The organism is Marivita sp., from assembly GCF_048006345.1.
Taxonomy (GTDB): Bacteria; Pseudomonadota; Alphaproteobacteria; order Rhodobacterales; family Rhodobacteraceae; genus Marivita.
In genome coordinates, this window is the sequence record NZ_CP180351.1 from 1,339,102 (window position 1) to 1,356,501 (window position 17,400).

A 17,400-nucleotide genomic window follows, 5' to 3' on the forward strand; every position below is an offset into this window, starting at 1 on the left:
TATTTCCCGCGCCTGCGAAAGGGGTCAGCGATAGGCGTGCAGCACACCGTTGGTGGACACCACGTAAAGCGTACCATTGGCAACGACAGGGCGCGTGGTTGCACCTCCGCGAATCTCGGTCTGGCTGATCAATTCGCCCGAAGCCGGATCGAAGGAGCGCAGGAAGCCATCCGAAGAGGCTACGATAAGACGCCCGCCGGCAAGGATCGGACCGTGGTTGGCGAATGCCGAGTCGCGGCGGCGTTGTGGACGGCGCACAGGTTCGTAGCCCGGCAGATCGACCGCCCAGATCTGTTCGCCCGTTGTGGCGTCCAGACGCACAAGCTCGTTCAGGTCAGAGACAAAATAGACCGAGTTGCCCGCCGGCCAGACCGGGTCCATTGCACCCTGCTGCGCGGTCCAGAGCCGTTCGCCGGAATTGACATTGAGCGCGACAAGGCTGCCGGAATGGTTGCCCGCGTAGACCGTATTGCCGTCAATCACCGGGTAGCCCGTGATGTCATCAACAAGAGCAATCGCAAATCCTTTGCGGGCGCCAACAATGTCCGCGCTCCAGAGGCGCAGGCCGCCCTGACGGAATGCGCCTTGTACGGCACCGCTGCCGAAGGAGAAGACCACATGCGTGTTGTTGACCGCAGGTGGTGCTGCCCCGGCGACGTTGCCCACGTCACCCAGACCGTCGGACTGCCAGCGCACCCGGCCATCATCAGCCTCGATCGCCCAAGCGGTGCTGTCGCCCGCGACGAGGTAGACCAGACCGCCGAACACAGTGGGTGCGCCTGTTGCCGTTGCCTGAAGGCGCTGGGTCCAGATTTCCTGACCCGTTGCGGCATCGAGAGCGGTCAGCGTGCCAAAACCGGACGTGACATAAAGCCGACCGTTGTCATGTGCCACACCACCTGCCAGCGCTTGCGAGGCATCATCGCGGAGGGGCACGAGGCTGTAGGACCACAGCGCCTCGCCGTTGGTGGACGTGGCAGAGACGCGGCCTGCGCTGTCGACCGTGAAGATGCGACCATCGGCGACCACGGGATCGGTGATGATCCGCGCGCGGCGTTTGTCGCCCTGCCCGATGGAGGTCGACCAGACCGGCGTCAGATTGGTAGAGAGCGCGGCGTTGCCAATCCGGGTCGAGGGGCTGACATGGCTTTGTGCCCATGCCGCGTTGTTCACCGTGGCGGGGATGCTTGCTGCGACGGTGGCGTTTTCGGGTGTCGCGGCCACGGCATTCACCGGGTCTTGAAGAACTTCGCGGACGCCCAGACGTTCGCCCGGCAGCATAATCTCGCGATCCGCGCAGCCGGCCAGAACACCGGTTGCGATCACGCTGGCCAAAATAAGTTTCGCTTGCACTGCCCTGCCCTCGTCTTTTTGTCGTGTCGGACCCTGACGGCCCTCCGATCAGGACGCCTCGATCTCGCCCCCCAGCGCCACAATCAACTGAGACGCGCGTCGGCGCAAGCCTGCTGTCAGTTCCGAATCCGACAGAAGTGCGTTGAGGCGGGTCAGTGCGGCTTCGGTGTCACCTGCTTCGATGTCGAGCAGCGCCAATTGTTCCTCGGCCAGAAGCCGCAGCGGCGCGCCGGGTACGGCCATCGCTTCGAACGCCACGCGCCGTTCGTCGGCACCGAGCGGGCTTTCGGGACGTGTCAGCGCCTTGAAGCTGGCGATCTGGCGGTAGATCTCTGGCAAGTCGCCATCGGTGGCTGCCGCGTTGAGCCGTTCGGCCGCGGCGGTTCCGTTGCCTTCCAAAGCTTCTTCCGCGGCGATCAGCATGTCGAGCACGGCAGCGCCTTCGGCGGTGGGGGCCTCGATCTGGTCAAGCGCGCTTACACGATCCGCAGCGGCATCGTTTTCCAAAGCGGCCAGGATCGCATCGCCAAAGGCCTGCGCCTTGGCCGTTTCGGCGGCGCGGGTGTATTCGCGATAGGCTGTGCCGCCCACCAAGAGCAGAACCGCAACCACCGCAATCCAGCCATAGCGGCGCATCAGAGCGAAAAGGCGGTCGCGGCGGACCTCTTCGGTCACCTCTTCGATAAAGCTGTCTGTGTCGCTCACCCTGAAGCCCCTTTTGACCTGCGCCTCTTGCTGGACGCGCGTACATTTTGCCCCTCATACCGTGATGCGCCTCGGGTGCCAAGCCGCGGTTTTCCGGTGTTTCCCACGCAATGTAATGTGACATAAGCCATCCGTTGCTCAATTCCTGCACACCCGCGTGCAACGACGCCCTGAGACAAGGTGAACCATTCGGTTCATCTTGAAAAAAATTCTGCGGAGACTTAATCTAAACTGATTAGTTCACCGTATGTCTTATTGCGGGCAAGAAGACCGGATAAGACACACGCAGACCGGGGCAAAGACACCCGTTTTACGATAGATCGGCAGGCACAAGGTTCGTCTGATGCGCATAGTTCCCCTTATCACCGCCTGTCTGGTGGCCGCCGTTCTGTTTGGGCTGGTGATCGAACGAGAGCGTTTCTTCGCGCTTTTGTCGGATCTGAGCCCCCGCGAGGTTGCAGACGCGCCTTCCGAAGATGTTGCGGCGGCGCCCGAAGCCGAGGTTTCCACGGAAAATGAGGTCCTTGCGGACGGTGTCGTGCGGGTCATGGCAAAACGCTCAGTTGCGCAGGAAATCGGAACTCAGGTGCGACTGCGTGGCGAAACGGAAGCGGCGCGGCAGGTGTCTGTCGTGTCCGAGGTCAGCGGCAAGATCATGTCGCCGCCCCTGCGCAAGGGAACCTTTGTTCAGGCGGGCGATCTGCTGTGTTCGGTTGATCCGGGCACGCGGGCGTCGGCGCTTGCCGAGGCAGAGGCCAGACTGGCCGAAGCCGAATCCCGCCGCCCCGAGGTCGAAGCACGAATTCCCGAAGCGCAGGCTCGCCTTTCCGAAGCGCAAGCGCGGCTTGAGGAAGCGCGGATCAATGCGACTGCCGCCGAGCGTCTGAGCCAGGACGGGTTCGCCAGCCAGACCCGTGTGGCCAATACCGAAGCCGCCGTACAAAGCGCGCAGGCCGCCATCACGACGGCAGAAGCAGGTGTGAAAGCAGCCGAGGCGGGGTTGGACGGGCTGACCGCCAGCATCGAAAGCGCGCGGGCTTCCGTCACCCGAGCACAGACGGAAATCGACCGCCTTCAGATCACCGCACCGTTTGCAGGTGTGCTTGAGACCGATACCGCGGAACTTGGGAGCCTGATGCAGCCCGGTGGCCTCTGTGCCACGGTGATCCAGTTGGATCCGATCAAGGTGGTTGGATTTGTCCCCGAGACCGAGGTTGGCCGTGTCGAAGTGGGCGCAATGGCCGGGGCGCGGCTGAACGGAGGTCGCGATGTGATGGCCCGCGTGACCTTCCTGTCCCGCGCCGCTGATCCGACGACACGCACCTTCCGGGTGGAACTGACCGTTCCAAACCCCGATTTTTCCATCCGCGACGGACAGACAGCCGAGATTTTGATCCAATCGCAGGGTGTTCTGGCACATCTTCTTGCATCGTCTTCGCTGACGCTGAATGACGAGGGTACGTTGGGCGTTCGGGTCATCGACAGCGACAGCGCGGCGCTGTTCATGCCTGTCGAAATCCTGCGCGACACGCCGGACGGCATATATGTCAAAGGCCTGCCTGATCAGGTGGATGTCATCACCGTGGGACAGGAATTCGTCACGGATGGTGTGCCCGTCGCCCCCAGTTTTGAAGAGGTCATCCAATGACCGGGATTGTCGATTGGGCGGCTGAACGCGCCCGAATGGTGCTGGCGTTCATCGCGTTGTCGCTGGCCATCGGGTGGTTCGCCTACGACACGCTGCCCAAGGAAGGTGAGCCGGATATCGAAATCCCGGCTCTCTTCGTGTCGGTCCAGTTCCCCGGTATTTCGGCTGCAGACAGCGAGACCCTGCTGGTCAAGCCGATGGAAACCGAAATGGCGGATCTGGATGGCTTGAAATCCATGTCCGGCACCGCTGCCGAAGGCTATGCGGGTGTCGCGCTTGAGTTCGAGTTCGGCTGGGACAAGACGCAGGTCATGGCCGATGTGCGCGACGCGATGAACAAAGCGCAGGCCAGCTTTCCGTCCGGAGCCGAGCAGTATTCGATCAACGAGATCAACTTTTCGGAATTCCCGATCATCATCGTGAACCTGACAGGCCCTGTGCCCGAGCGCACGATGGCGCGGGTGGCGAAAGACCTGCAGGACCGTTTGGAATCTCTGGAACCTGTTCTTGAGGCCGGGCTTGCCGGGAACCGGGATGAAATGCTCGAAGTGGTGATCGACCCGCTTCGGCTTGAAAGCTACAACGTCACGGCTGACGAACTTATCAATGTTGTTCGCAACAACAATCAGTTGATCGCGGCAGGTGAATTGCGCAGTGAACAGGGCAGTTTCGCGGTCAAGATCCCTTCGAGCTTTGACGATCAGCGCGATGTGTATGACCTGCCGGTCAAGGTGAATGGCGACCGTGTTGTCACGTTGGGCGATCTGGCGACCATCAACCTGACATTCGAGGACCGCGAGGGCACGGCGCGATTCAACGGGGAAAAGACGCTGGCCTTGCAAGTGGTGAAGCGCAAGGGCTTCAACCTGATCGACACCGCGACACTGGTCAAACAGGAGGTCGCCGCGGCCGAGGCAAACTGGCCGCCGGAATTGCGCGCCGCTGTGCAGGTGGGCAGTTCGAACGACCAGTCGCGGATCGTGGACAGCATGGTCAAACAGCTGGAAGGGTCGGTTCTGACCGCCGTGGCGCTGGTGATGATCGTCGTTCTGGCCTCGCTCGGTCTGCGGGCGGCGCTGCTGGTCGGCTTCGCGATCCCGACCTCGTTCCTGCTGTGTTTCGTGTTCCTGACGATCATGGGGGTCAGCATTTCGAACATCGTGATGTTCGGGCTGATCCTTGCGGTGGGGATGCTTGTCGATGGCGCCATTGTGGTGGTGGAGTATGCCGACAAGCGCATCAAGGACGGGTCGGGGCCGATGCATGCCTATGTCGAGGCGGCAAAGCGGATGTTCTGGCCGGTGGTCAGTTCAACCGCGACAACGCTGTGTGCCTTCCTGCCGATGCTGTTCTGGCCGGGTGTTCCGGGCGAATTCATGGGGATGTTGCCCGTCACGCTGATCTTCGTGCTGTCGGCATCGCTGGTGGTTGCGCTGGTCTATCTGCCGGTCATGGGCGGCGTCACGGGGCGTTTTTCGCGAATGCTGGATCGTGCGTCGACTGCCATGAAAGCACGGACACCGTGGCTTTTGCGGGCGGCGCTGGTTCCTGTCGTGCTGACGATGCTGTTTCTAGGCGCGCTCTTGCTGCTTGAGCCGGGGTTCCTGTTCCCGCCCTTGGGCAATGGGCTTGTCTCGCATCTTCCGGGCGTGGCGCTGTTTCTGGTGGCGTCTGTATTGGCGTCGATCGTGCTCGATGCCGCGTCGATCACCTGGAAACGGACTCGGGTCGAGGGCAGCCGCCGCCGGACGGCTTTCGGCTATTTCACCAAGCTTATCGCGGGCAATCCGATCATGCCAATCGTCGCCATTGCCAGCGTGCTGGGCTTTGTTGTCAGCGTGTTCATGTATTTCGGTGAACACAGCAACGGCGTCGAATTCTTCGTGGAATCCGAACCGGAACAGGCGATTGCCTATGTCCGCGCCCGTGGCAACCTGAGCCTTGAGGAAAAGGACGCCCTTGTCCGCCGGGTCGAAGACATCGTTCTGGCGCATCCCGGTGTGATCAACGCCTTTTCCTTTGCGGGTGACGGCGGTCTGAACACCGATGCCAGCGGGGCCTCCATTCCCGGCGATACCATTGGACAGGTGCAGTTTGAAACGATCCCTTGGGAAGACCGTGCTGATCGTCCCGATCTGGACGGCAATGTCGTGATTGCGGAACTGAACGCGGCGGCGCAAACCCTGCCGGGGATACAGGTCGAGATCAAGGCGCTGGAACAGGGCCCGGCCAGTGGCAAGCCGGTGCATCTGCGTCTCAAGGCGGATGACTGGGACCAGCTGCTGGCTGTCACCGAGACCACACGTCAGAAGTTCGAACAGACGCCGGGTCTGACACTGATCGAAGACACGCGGCCCCTGCCCGGCATCGACTGGCAGATTGATGTCGATGTGGAAAAGGCCGGGCGTTATGGTGCCAACGTGGCTGTGGTTGGCGCGATGGTGCAATTGGTGACGCGCGGCATCCTGCTTGACACGATGCGCGTGCCGAGTTCCGACGAAGAAATCGAGATCCGTGTGCGTCTGCCGGAAGAGGACAGATACCTGTCAACGCTCGACACGTTGCGCGTGCGCACTCCAGACGGTCTGGTGCCGCTGTCCAACTTCATCACCCGTAAACCGGTGGCCAAACTGGCCGAGATCAACCGCGTCGATCAGAAGCGCTATTTCGACGTCAAAGCAGATGTTCTTGTGGGGCTGAGCAAAGTCGTTGTTGCAGGGTCTGACGGGTCCGACACGACGCTTGGTCTGGTTGAAGCCACGGACGACGGCCAGATCCGTGGGCCGAACGATACGCAATATTCTGTGTTCGATACTGGGTCCGAGGTATCGGCAGCTGCAATACAAGACGCGCTCGACAATGGGGCGCGGGTTGTGCCGGTCAATGCGAATGAGCGGATCGCCCATCTGACACAATGGCTCGACACCGACCCGCTGCCGGGGATTCAGTGGGAGTGGACAGGCGATCAGGAAGAACAAGAGGAAAGCGGCGCGTTCCTGATGAACGCCTTTGCGGCGGCGCTGGGGTTGATGTTCATCATCCTGCTGGCGCAGTTCAACAGCTTCTACAACGCGTTGCTGGTGCTGCTGGCGGTGGTGCTGTCCACCACAGGTGTGCTGATCGGGATGCTGGTCATGGATCAGACCTTCAGCATCATCATGACCGGCACCGGGATCGTCGCGCTGGCCGGGATCGTGGTGAACAACAACATCGTTCTGATCGACACCTACCAAGAATACTCGCGCTACATGCCGCGGATCGAGGCGATTGTGCGCACCGCCGAGGATCGTATTCGTCCGGTGCTTCTGACCACAATCACAACGATGGCTGGCCTTGCGCCGATGATGTTCGGCCTGAGCCTTGATTTCTTCGGAGGTGGCTATTCCATCGACAGCCCAACGGCGCTGTGGTGGAAACAGCTGGCAACGGCGGTTGTGTTCGGCTTGGGCATCGCGACGGTTCTGACGCTGGTCTTCACCCCCGCTATGCTGGCGGCACGGGTGTGGTTCACGACCTACGCCTTGTGGTTCTTCCGCCTGCTGGCCCGTCTGGGCGGAGGCAGCGCAAGCCGCGCAGGTCGCGACTGGACATTGCAGCGGGCGGCACGCAAGCTGAAATCACCGACGATCCTTTGGGAAGATGACGACGGACGCCCTGACGCGGACTACGAAGAAGGCACATCCGGCGCTCCCGGTCTTGATGATCTCAAGCGTATTTTGCAGCGGTCGCAGGCCAATGATGGCACGCCTCCGGTCAGGGCTGCTGAATAATGTGGCAGCTTTGTTAACCGCACTTTTTCTATTTTAGTCAGAGTTGATGATTGTTGCGCAAAAGTGAACAGAAAAGCCCCGTTGCTTGGAGATTATGGCTTTTTTGTGTAGGACAGAATTGCTGCTATATAGGAGGTACTTATGTTCTGGGATAGCTGGCGTATCTTTTTCGGTGGCGGAAGCACGACACCTACCGTGTCGTCCTCTGTTCCTGAAATCGATGCAAGCAGTGGTGCACTGGCGCTTGCCGTTGTTGCTGCAGCAATGTTGTTGGCTTGGGAAGTCCGTCGGCGCAAGCGAGCGTAAATTGGACCCTCAACACACATGAGCATCCGACGTTTTCGTCGGATGCTTTTTTTTTGGCTCCACCAAAGAGCAAGACGTCAAATCAGGGACCACTGCCCCGTGGCCAGGGCGGCGGCTGCAATCAGGGCATTTGCGACTGCGTGGGACAGAATGGCGTCAAACACCCTGCCCCGTCTGAGCATCACCGCCGCAAACACGACACCCGCAATGGCGGCTGCTATTGGCCGGGAATGGAGCGCGGCAAAGCCGGCCGTCGTAACCGCGATGGCCAGCCCTTTCCGCCAAGCGCTGCCATCGTCGATGAGGCTGAATAGGTAGCCACGGAAGAACAGCTCTTCCACGATGGGCACAAGAACCGCCGTCCCGATCACGCGCAGCACGACCCAGACGGTCAATGCGACTGCGCCGACCTCTGCGAGAGATGCGTAAGGCGCGGCAGGTTCTGCCGTCACGATCCAGCCAACACCGATCAGAACACCTGCGCCGATCGCAATCAGATCTATATCGCGCGTCAGGGCCAATATGGGCTTGCGGAAGATCCACAAGGCCAAGGCCATCGCCACGACCTGAACGCCGTACCAAAGTTCCGGGGTCTGCGAGAATGTATGGACAAACAATCCCGAGAGCATGAAGGCCAGAAACGGCACGATGAAGGCCGCCGCCTTTTCCTCGGTCAGCGGGGTCAGCGCCTTTGCGTTTGTGGCCCGAGGCGTTTTGCTCAGCCCCGGCAGCACGTTCACGATGGTGAGGATCAGCAAGGCCAGAAGCGTGAAAGACAGCCAGCCCGCGAAACTGTGGAATCCGTTGACCGCAAGTTCGGGTGAGACATAGGCCCCGATCAGGATCAGCACGCTGATCCGCACGATGTTCAGAAGGAAGCTCAGAAGAAGTGCGGCTGGCCAGACGATCAGCCAGAAGCGCCCCATGCGCAGATCATCCTTCATCATCAGCGCATAGATCGCCATGAAGGCGGTGGTCAGAGCCAGCCCTTCGATCCCGGAACAGGACTCGGCCACTTCGACGTAGAAGTCGACGATGCCGATGGTTTCGCGCTCAAGATTGACGAAGACATCATTGCCGAGGATCGCAAGAACGATTGCGACACCGTAGAAGGTCGCGAGTTGGAGCGTTTCGAACCAATTCCACGCAAGGCTGATCGCCCAGGCCAGTGACGGGATCAGAAGCGCAATCGCGATGGTGGGCAGAAGGATGCGGGCATGGTCGCGGAACAGGTCGCGCCACGCGGATGCAGGCATCAGCCATAGCGCCGCGCCGACCAGCGCGGCAACCCCGCCCAATGCCAGCGCCGACAGAAACAGCCCGGCTTGGTCGACCATCTGCCCCTGTGACAGGATCACTGTCGGGGCCGCGATCAATGCCAGTCCGGCGATATGTACGATGCCCCAACGGCGCGACGCCGGCCCGCCGGACGCGGCTTTGTCCACAAGTCCCGAACGCAGGGAGGGCTGGAAAAACAGCAGCAGCGCGAACCCGGCGGCAAGACAAAGCCCCAGCACCATGCCAAGGCGAATGCCCCGACACAGAACGAACAGATCGGTCTGGCGGCATTCAAAATCGCTGAACACCTGATACAGCGCAACGATCACAACCGCTTCGATCAGCAAAAGGACTTGTGAAAAGATCAGTCTGGACATCGTTTCTCTTTGCTTCTCAGCTAGGGAACGGCGCAAAACCTCGTTATTTCAGTGGGCCATTTTATGACCCTGTTGTGGTCATTCCCGGTCCACGGCCCCTCAGGCGGCCTCGTCCTCTTGCATCTGACGGTTCCAGAGCGACGCATAGCGCCCGTGACTGGCCAACAGGCTGTCATGGGTGCCTTCTTCGACCACCTGCCCGTTTTCAAGAACAACGATCCGGTCCGCATCGGCGATGGTGGACAGGCGGTGCGCGATGGTGATCACCGTGCGGCCCTCGCTGGCCAGTTTCAATGCGCCCTGGATCGACGCCTCGGTTTCGGAATCGAGCGCGGATGTCGCCTCGTCCAGAATGAGGATCGGCGGGTTCTTGAGCAGTGTGCGGGCGATGCCGACGCGTTGCTTTTCGCCACCCGACAGTTTCAATCCGCGTTCGCCCACCATCGTGTCGTACCCTTCGGGCAGCGACAGGATGAAATCGTGGATCTGCGCGGCGCGGGCGGCGGCAATGATGTCGTCCTCGGTGGCACCGGCGCGGCCATAGGCGATGTTGTAGCGGATCGTGTCGTTGAAAAGCACCGTATCCTGCGGAACCACGCCGATGGCGTCATGCAGGCTGGTCTGCGTCACGTCGCGCACATCCTGCCCATCAATCCGCACCGCGCCATCCGTCACGTCATAAAAACGGAACAACAGTCGTCCGATGGTGGATTTGCCGGACCCGGAGGGGCCGACCAAGGCCACGTTCTCGCCCGAGCGGACGTGCAGCGATACACCTTTCAGGATCGGACGAGCGGGGTCGTATCCGAATTTCACGTTGTCGAACTGTACGGCGCCTTTCGACACCTGCACATCCGGTGCGCCGGGTTTGTCGGACACTTCCTGCGGCTGTTCGAGAAGGTCGAACATTTCCCCCATGTCGACAAGCGCCTGACGGATCTCGCGGTAGACCGTGCCAAGGAAGTTCAGCGGCATGGTGATCTGGATCATGTAGGCGTTGACCATGACGAAATCGCCAACCGTGATCGTGCCAGCCTGAACGCCAAGCGCCGCCATCACCATGACGGCAACAAGCCCTGCGGTGATGATGAGGCTTTGACCGAAGTTCAGGAAGGCAAGCGAGGTCGCCGTCTTGATGGCAGCGCCTTCGTAAGCTTCCATCGATTTGTCATAGCGTGCGGCTTCGCGGGCTTCGGCACCAAAATATTTGACGGTTTCGAAATTAAGCAGGCTGTCGATGGCTTTTTGGTTGGCATCCGTGTCTTGCTGGTTCATCTCGCGGCGCAGACGGACGCGCCATTCGGTGACCTTGAAGGTGAACCAGACGTAAATGGCGATGGTGAACAGCACCACCAGCATGTAGCGGATGTCGAGCAGCCAGAGCAGCACAAGGCAGATTAGCAGCAGTTCAAGGATCAACGGACCTACGCTGAACAGCATGAACCGCAAGAGAAAGTCGACGCCCTTGACCCCGCGTTCGATGATCCGGCTCAACCCACCCGTCTTGCGCGTGATGTGATAGCGCATCGACAGACGGTGGATATGGGTAAAGGTTTCCAGCGCCAAAGAGCGCAAGGCGCGCTGGCCGACGCGGGCAAAAACACCGTCGCGCAATTGCTGAAAACCCACGTTCATAAGGCGGGCAAAGCCATAAGCCAGCGTGAGCCCGACGCCGCCCAGAACAAGATCAGACGCCTGCCCGGACAGCGCATCGACCGCTTTACCAAAGAGCAATGGTGCCAACATGTTGACGATCTTGGCCAGCACAAGGCTGACAAGCGCGATCACGACACGACGTTTGACCCACGGCTTGTCATCGGGCCACAGATATGGGCCGACCTTGCGGATGGTGCGCAAACCGGAACGGCGTTCATCGGCGGCCATTTCTGCGTCGGTTGTGGTATCGGCGGGCATAGATGCGTCTTTCGTCCTGTTCGACGCCCTGACTTAGCCCGCCCTGCCCGGAAGGACCAGTGCTCAGCGGGCTTTGAACAATCCGCCAAGGATACCACGGACGATCCGCCGCCCGGTTGTGCCCTTGAGTTCCTTGACGACCACATTGGCAATCGCTTCACCAAAGCTTTCGTCCTTGCGACTGGTTCGGCTGGTCCGCGTCGGTTGCGAGGTGGAGCGCCCGACGCGGGTGCCGGTATAGCGCCGACCGGCGGTATATTCCCGCATTGCCGCATCAAGCTCGGCTTCCTTCTGTTCCGCCTGCTCGGCGGCGGCGGCAGCCTCGGCCGTGCGTTGCGCGAGGATTTCGAAGGCAGACTGGCGATCAAGGCGCTGCGTGTATTTATCGCCAAGGTCGCTCGCGCCCATGATGCCGCCCCGCTCTGCCGGGGTGATCGGGCCAAGCTGCGAGGATGGCGGACGGATCAAGGTACGCTCGACCATGCCCGGAATGCCCTTGCGTTCGAGCATCGACGTCACCGCCTCACCGACGCCGACCTCGCGGATCGCCTGTTCCGTGTCGAAAGCCGGGTTTTCGCGGTAGGTTTCCGCCGCCATGCGCAGTGCCTTGCGATCGCGCGCGGTGAACGCGCGCAGGGCATGCTGCACGCGGTTGCCCAGCTGACCAAGGATGTCTTCGGGGATGTCGTCGGGATTCTGGGTGATGAAATAGACGCCGACGCCTTTGGACCGGATCAGGCGCGCGACCTGCTCCACCTTGTCGACCAGCGCTTTGGGGGCATCGTCGAAGAGCAGATGCGCCTCATCAAAAAAGAAGACCAGTTTCGGTTTCTCGGGATCACCCACTTCGGGCAGCTCTTCGAAAAGCTCGGACAGAAGCCACAGCAGGAAGGTTGCGTAGAGCCGTGGCGACCCCATCAACTTGTCTGCGGCAAGGATGTTGATCTGCCCCTGACCGTTCGGGTCGGTGCGCATCAGGTCGCGCAGTTCCAGCGCCGGTTCGCCAAAGAAATCGGCGCCCCCCTGATTTTCGAGCACCAGCAAGCGTCGCTGAATCGCACCGACGGACTGGACGGCGATATTGCCATAGCGGAGCGACACCGTGCTTGCGTTCTCGCCCAGCCAGACCAGCATGGACTGCAGGTCCTTGAGGTCGAGCAGCGGCAGTCCCTCTTCATCGGCCACGCGGAAGGCGATGTTCAGGATACCTTCCTGCGCCTCGGAGAGTTCGAGAAGGCGAGAGATCAGCAGCGGCCCCATTTCGGCGACCGTCGTACGGATCGGATGCCCCTGATCGCCGAAGAGATCCCAGAACGTGACAGGAAAGGCCCGGTAGGCGAAATCCTCGAAACCGATGGTTGCCGCGCGGTCTGTAAAGGGTTGATGCAGCTTGAAATCGGCGCTTCCGGGTTTGGAAAGGCCCGACAGATCGCCTTTCACGTCGGCCATGAACACCGGGACGCCCTGAGCAGAGATCCTTCGGCAAGGATTTGAAGCGTCACGGTTTTGCCGGTACCTGTCGCGCCTGCGACAAGCCCATGCCGGTTGGCATAGTCCAACCGCAACCATTGCTTGACGCCGTAGCCCTCGCCTCCGCCGCCGACAAACACACCGTTTTCCATACACATCCCCCAGCACTCTGTTCAGGAACCGAACATACAAACTTAACCTTTTGCCGCCAGTATGTTTTTCGTCCGGATCGAATTGATCCCCTGCGATCCGGGCGATCCTCCCTGTTGGACTGGCCACGCTGCGAAGCGTGGCCTTTTTTGTGAATTCACGATTGAATTTTGCCTGTTGACGCTGTGGATTTCATTTCGTAGCGTCACCGCAATAATAGTCGGCCGGTCCGACAGGGAGCAAGAAAGGGAAGTCGCACCACTGCGGCTTCCCTTTTAATTTCAGGCCATTGAATGCCGTTGCTCAGTTTTCACTTGAACACCATCGCCTGAAACAATTTGTGCCAGCAGGCGCAAGAATCCGCCGCTCGCTTGGTCAACTTTTCGCGTTTTGGCCTGACACTTCGCACAGCGCATGATAACGCACGGACAAACATGACCGACGCTTCGGAGAGGACTTTATGACCAAACCCCTTTTGCTTCTGACAACGATTGCCAGCTTCGCTTTTGCCGGTGCCGCCATGGCGCAGGACACCGCCGCGCCCGAAGGCACCGAGGCCCCCGCGGCGAATGCCGATCTGTCGGTTCTGGACACTGGTGAGCCCGTGGCAGAGCCGTCGGCGAAGGACGGCACTTATGTCAAAACCACCCATGGCGACTGGTCGATTCAGTGTCTGCGTGTTCCGGAAGGACCTGAACCCTGCCAGATGTATCAACTGTTGAAAGATCAGAACGGTGGCAACGTGGCCGAAGTGAGCATCTTCCGCGTACCCCAAGGCGGACAGGTTGCAGCCGGTGGCACCTTTGTTGTTCCGCTTGAAACGCTGCTGACCGAGAAGCTGAACGTGCGGGTCGATTCCGGTCAGGCCAAGCGCTATGACTTTTCGTTCTGCACCACCGTCGGTTGCTACGCGCGCGTCGGTTTTGTTGCCGAGGACGTGGCGGCCTTTCGTCGTGGCAACGTGGCCAATGTGACCATCGTCCCGGCGCTGGCCCCGGACCAGCGGGTCACGGTCGCAATGTCGCTGTCTGGCTTCACCGCAGCCTTTGAAGAAATCACCGCGTTGCAGCCGCAGTAACGCGCTTCTTCGTGTTGTTTTTGGTGGGGGCTGGATCAGGCGATCCGGCCCCCGTTTCTATTTCAGGCCGTCCAGTACAGCCAGTGCAGCGCGTTCGCCGGGGGCAATGCCCCCCTTTCCCAGCCGCTCCATCGTCAGGGCCATCGCTGCGTTCTGTCGTTCCGGTGCAGCAAGAAGGTCCGACACCGCGTCGGCAATCGGACCCGGCGTGCAGTTCGCGCCGATGAATTCCGGTACTACGCGTGTCTCGGATACGAGATTGACCAAGGTCACCGTGTCCACCAGCAGCATCCGCCCGATGATCTGGCGTGAAATCCAGTTCATGTCGTAGGCGATGACCATGGGGGTGTCCGATGCCGCCAGTTCGAGCGATACCGTGCCCGATGCAGCAACCGCCACGTCGGCCGCAGCAAAGGCCGCTTGCTTGGTCGCCATGCCATCCTCGGCCGGGTTCACAATGATCGGCTTGACCGGCCAGGAAGCCACCGCGTCCGCCACGAAAGCCGCCACATTCGGTGCTGCAGGCAGGACGAAGCGCAGATCGGAGTGGCGCTTTTGCAGCGTATCGACCACTTCGGAGAAAACCGGCAAGAGGCGCGACACCTCGCTGCGGCGCGATCCGGGCAGGATCAGAGCAAGAGGCGCATCGCCGATGCCTTGCGCAGTGCGAAAGGCCGCCACGTCCTCGGGTGTGGCAACAGGATCGGTCACGACGGGATGGCCAACAAAGTCGCAGCGCATGCCGGCTGCTTCCATATAGGGCGGCTCGAACGGTAAAAGCGCGAGCACCTGGTCGATATGCGCGGCCATCTTTTTCGCGCGTCCGGGACGCCACGCCCAGACCGTCGGGGCAACATAGTGGACGGTCCGGATAGTGCTGCGCGCCTTGACCAGCTTGGCCACACGCAGGCTGAATTCCGGCAGGTCAATGGTGATCAGGACATCCGGTTTGGCCGCCAACACCGCATCCGCCGTCTGGCGGATACGCGCCTTGAGCTGGCGGTATTGCGACAGGATCTCGGTGATGCCCATGATCGAGATTTCATCCATGGGAAACAGGCTATCCAGCCCTTCGGCGATCATGCGGTCGCCGCCGATGCCTTCGAACGTCACATCGCCCGCATGTTTGCGCAGGCCCGCCATCAGCGCCGCGCCCAGCTTGTCGCCCGAGGCTTCTCCGGCAATGACGAAGACCCGCATCAGCCGCCCTTTTCCCGCACCCAGAGGAACAGGCCCAACTGATCGCAGCGAGCGACCGTCTTGGCCCGGTCGAGGATCATCACGCCCCCTGCTTCGATCACGATGCCGGACAGTCCGGCAGCCGAGACCGCGTCGGGCGTCCCGGCCCCGATCACCGGCAGATCCGCGCGGCGGTCCTGTCCGGGTTTTGGCGCTTTGAAGAGGATGCCGCCATCGGATGTCGACGTGCCTCCAGTGAGCCAGTCGGTTGCATCCCCCAGCAATCCGCCGAACATGTCGCTTGCGGCGTTGATCGGGTTGCTGAGGAAGTCGCCGGTGTTGTTGGCACGGTCCCGCGCAAGCCGGGTGAGCATGGCGTCAGTGCCTGCCGCATCCTCGCGGGCCAGAACGCTGTCACCGCGCACCACGCAGGCCTGCCCCGCATCCCGTGCGCCCATGGCGGCCACGGTGCGTTCGCCCATGGTCGCCTCGATGCTGTTCTGCGGCTGATAGGTCTTGAACGTCAGGACACCGGCAGCAGGCAACAGGTCAGGCACAAGCTCGTGCACCGCAGCGATGGAGATCCCGACTTCTTCGAAGAGCGCCATCACGATCCGCAAGGCACCGTCATCGCCAGACGTCAGAGCAGTTTGCAGACGTGGCACGAGAGGGGCGGTTTTCGCGTCCAGCCGTGCGGGATCAATCGGCGGGCGACGGATCGCCCCACAAAGGCAGACCCGCGTGATGCCGCGCGCCTTCAGTGTATCGAGCAGGCTGCCGAGCGTTTCGAGATGAAAAGTCAGATCGGCCGTCAGACCGTCGGGTTCAAACCCGTTCAGAACGCAGACAAGAGGGCGCTGCGGTTGCGCATCCGCGACGATGCGCGGCAACCGCCCCTGCCCGCAGATCAGCGCCAGTGTCATCGTTCAGCCCGGCGTGAGGAAGGACCGGTCAGTCTCTCCCAGAATGAAATCGACGATGTGATGGACATAGGCGCTGTCGGTTTCTTCGCCCAGTCGCTTGGCCCGTTCCTGAAACGCGCCTTCGCCCTGTGCCAGCATCTGGAACGCCGCGCGTAAGGCCGTGATGTCCGCGCGGCTGACGCCTTTGCGCTTGAGACCGACGAGGTTCAGCCCGTCCAGTCGCCCGCGCTCGGCCTGAACCAAACCGTAAGGGATCACGTCATTGGTCACCATGGTCACCGCGCCGATGATCGCGCCACGGCCGATGCGCACGAACTGATGCACGCCTGACAGTCCACCGACGATCACGTCGTCTTCAAGGATGCAATGCCCGGCCAAAGCCGCGCTGTTGACGACGATCACGCGGTTGCCGATTTGCACGTCATGGGCGACATGGCAGCCCGCCATAAAGAGGTTGTCGTCGCCCACGCGGGTCACACCGCCACCGCCCTTGGTGCCGGTGTTCATTGTCACATGTTCACGGATGCGGTTGCGTGCGCCGATGATCAGGCTGGTCTTTTCGCCATCGAATTTGAGATCCTGCGGGATCTCGCCGATCACAGCGAAGGAAAAGATCTCGGTGCCTTCGCCAATAGAGGTTTGGCCGGTCACGACGACATGGCTTTTCAGCGTGACGTTATTTTCCAGCACAACCTCGGGGCCGATATGACAGAACGGGCCGATGACACAGCCATCACCGATCTGCGCGCCCTCTTCGATCACGGCGCTGGGGTGAATTTGGGCTGTCACGCGGGCAGATCCATCATGGCCGAGAATTCGCATTCCGCCGCCATTTCACCGTCCACCGTCGCCACGCCGCCGAATTTCCAGACCTTGCCGCCCGGCTTGCCACGCAACGTGGTCAGCCGCATCTGAAGCTGGTCGCCGGGGATCACCTTGCGGCGGAATTTGCATTTGTCGATGGCCATGAAGTAGATCAGCATCTCCTTGTCCGCGAGGTCGAGCGCGGTGCCCACCATCACGGCAGCGGTCTGCGCCATCGCTTCGATGATCGTGACGCCCGGCATGATCGGGGTGCCCGGAAAGTGACCCTGAAAATGCGGCTCGTTCATCGTGACGTTCTTGATGCCAAGCGCAGATTGCGTGCCGTCAATTTCTTCCACGCGGTCCACGAGCAGGAACGGATAGCGGTGCGGCAGGATGCGCTGGATCAGCTGGATGTCTGCACGAAGAAGCGTGTCGCTCATGG

12 protein-coding genes and 1 pseudogene are annotated in these 17,400 nt (G+C 61.1%); 4 read left to right on the forward strand and 9 right to left on the reverse strand.

Translation table 11 applies throughout. The features are described from left to right. Positions 1–24: 24 nt before the first annotated feature. Positions 25–1,353: a PQQ-binding-like beta-propeller repeat protein gene (locus tag ACMVPR_RS06645; RefSeq protein ID WP_416882209.1), complete on the reverse strand. Its 1,329-nt coding sequence runs from the start codon at positions 1,351–1,353 to the stop codon at positions 25–27. Positions 1,354–1,401: 48 nt separating this feature from the next. Continuing rightward, complete coding sequence (locus tag ACMVPR_RS06650) at positions 1,402–2,058, reverse strand: hypothetical protein (RefSeq protein WP_416882210.1); 657 nt, start codon at positions 2,056–2,058, stop codon at positions 1,402–1,404. A gap of 343 nt (positions 2,059–2,401) precedes the next feature. On the opposite strand from ACMVPR_RS06650, the gene ACMVPR_RS06655 reads away from it, so the two are divergent. From ACMVPR_RS06655 to ACMVPR_RS06665, 3 genes are all read left to right on the forward strand, one after another. Then, positions 2,402–3,706 carry an efflux RND transporter periplasmic adaptor subunit gene (locus tag ACMVPR_RS06655; RefSeq protein WP_416882211.1) on the forward strand — a complete coding sequence of 435 codons (1,305 nt, stop codon included), beginning with the start codon at positions 2,402–2,404 and terminating at the stop codon, positions 3,704–3,706. Continuing rightward, positions 3,703–7,476, forward strand: coding sequence for an efflux RND transporter permease subunit (locus ACMVPR_RS06660; RefSeq protein ID WP_416882212.1), 3,774 nt, complete (start codon positions 3,703–3,705; stop codon positions 7,474–7,476). The genes ACMVPR_RS06655 and ACMVPR_RS06660 overlap by 4 nt, the downstream gene beginning before the upstream one ends. A 141-nt stretch (positions 7,477–7,617) precedes the next feature. Further along, positions 7,618–7,782 (forward strand): VPEID-CTERM sorting domain-containing protein, encoded by a 165-nt coding sequence (locus tag ACMVPR_RS06665; RefSeq protein ID WP_300588848.1) that lies wholly within the window; start codon positions 7,618–7,620, stop codon positions 7,780–7,782. A 77-nt stretch (positions 7,783–7,859) separates the two neighbouring features. Here ACMVPR_RS06665 and xrtE read toward each other — a convergent pair whose 3' ends face one another. From xrtE to ACMVPR_RS06680, 3 genes and pseudogenes are all read right to left on the reverse strand, one after another. After that, positions 7,860–9,437 carry an exosortase E/protease, VPEID-CTERM system gene (xrtE, locus tag ACMVPR_RS06670; RefSeq protein WP_416882213.1) on the reverse strand — a complete coding sequence of 526 codons (1,578 nt, stop codon included), beginning with the start codon at positions 9,435–9,437 and terminating at the stop codon, positions 7,860–7,862. Between the two features lie 99 nt (positions 9,438–9,536). After that, a complete protein-coding gene (locus tag ACMVPR_RS06675; protein ID WP_416882214.1) occupies positions 9,537–11,351 on the reverse strand; it encodes an ABCB family ABC transporter ATP-binding protein/permease in 1,815 nt (604 codons plus the stop codon). Positions 11,352–11,414: 63 nt separating this feature from the next. After that, positions 11,415–12,973: pseudogene (locus tag ACMVPR_RS06680) on the reverse strand (helicase HerA-like domain-containing protein). Between the two features lie 458 nt (positions 12,974–13,431). Between ACMVPR_RS06680 and ACMVPR_RS06685 the strand changes: the two are divergent. Next, positions 13,432–14,049: an invasion associated locus B family protein gene (locus tag ACMVPR_RS06685; RefSeq protein ID WP_416882215.1), complete on the forward strand. Its 618-nt coding sequence runs from the start codon at positions 13,432–13,434 to the stop codon at positions 14,047–14,049. 57 nt (positions 14,050–14,106) lie between these two features. Here ACMVPR_RS06685 and lpxB read toward each other — a convergent pair whose 3' ends face one another. Genes lpxB through fabZ form a run of 4 tightly spaced genes read right to left on the reverse strand, consistent with a single transcriptional unit; the run spans position 14,107 to position 17,398 of the window. Beyond that, entirely contained in the window at positions 14,107–15,249 is a 1,143-nt protein-coding gene (gene lpxB, locus ACMVPR_RS06690) for a lipid-A-disaccharide synthase (RefSeq protein WP_416882216.1), read from the reverse strand. After that, positions 15,249–16,151, reverse strand: a complete 903-nt coding sequence (locus tag ACMVPR_RS06695; protein WP_416882217.1) for an LpxI family protein — start codon at positions 16,149–16,151, stop codon at positions 15,249–15,251. The genes lpxB and ACMVPR_RS06695 overlap by 1 nt, the downstream gene beginning before the upstream one ends. Before the next feature lie 3 nt (positions 16,152–16,154). Beyond that, entirely contained in the window at positions 16,155–16,940 is a 786-nt protein-coding gene (lpxA, locus tag ACMVPR_RS06700; protein ID WP_416882218.1) for an acyl-ACP--UDP-N-acetylglucosamine O-acyltransferase, read from the reverse strand. Next, complete coding sequence (fabZ, locus tag ACMVPR_RS06705) at positions 16,937–17,398, reverse strand: 3-hydroxyacyl-ACP dehydratase FabZ (RefSeq protein WP_085630989.1); 462 nt, start codon at positions 17,396–17,398, stop codon at positions 16,937–16,939. Before fabZ ends, lpxA begins: the two co-directional genes overlap by 4 nt. Positions 17,399–17,400: the final 2 nt, after the last annotated feature.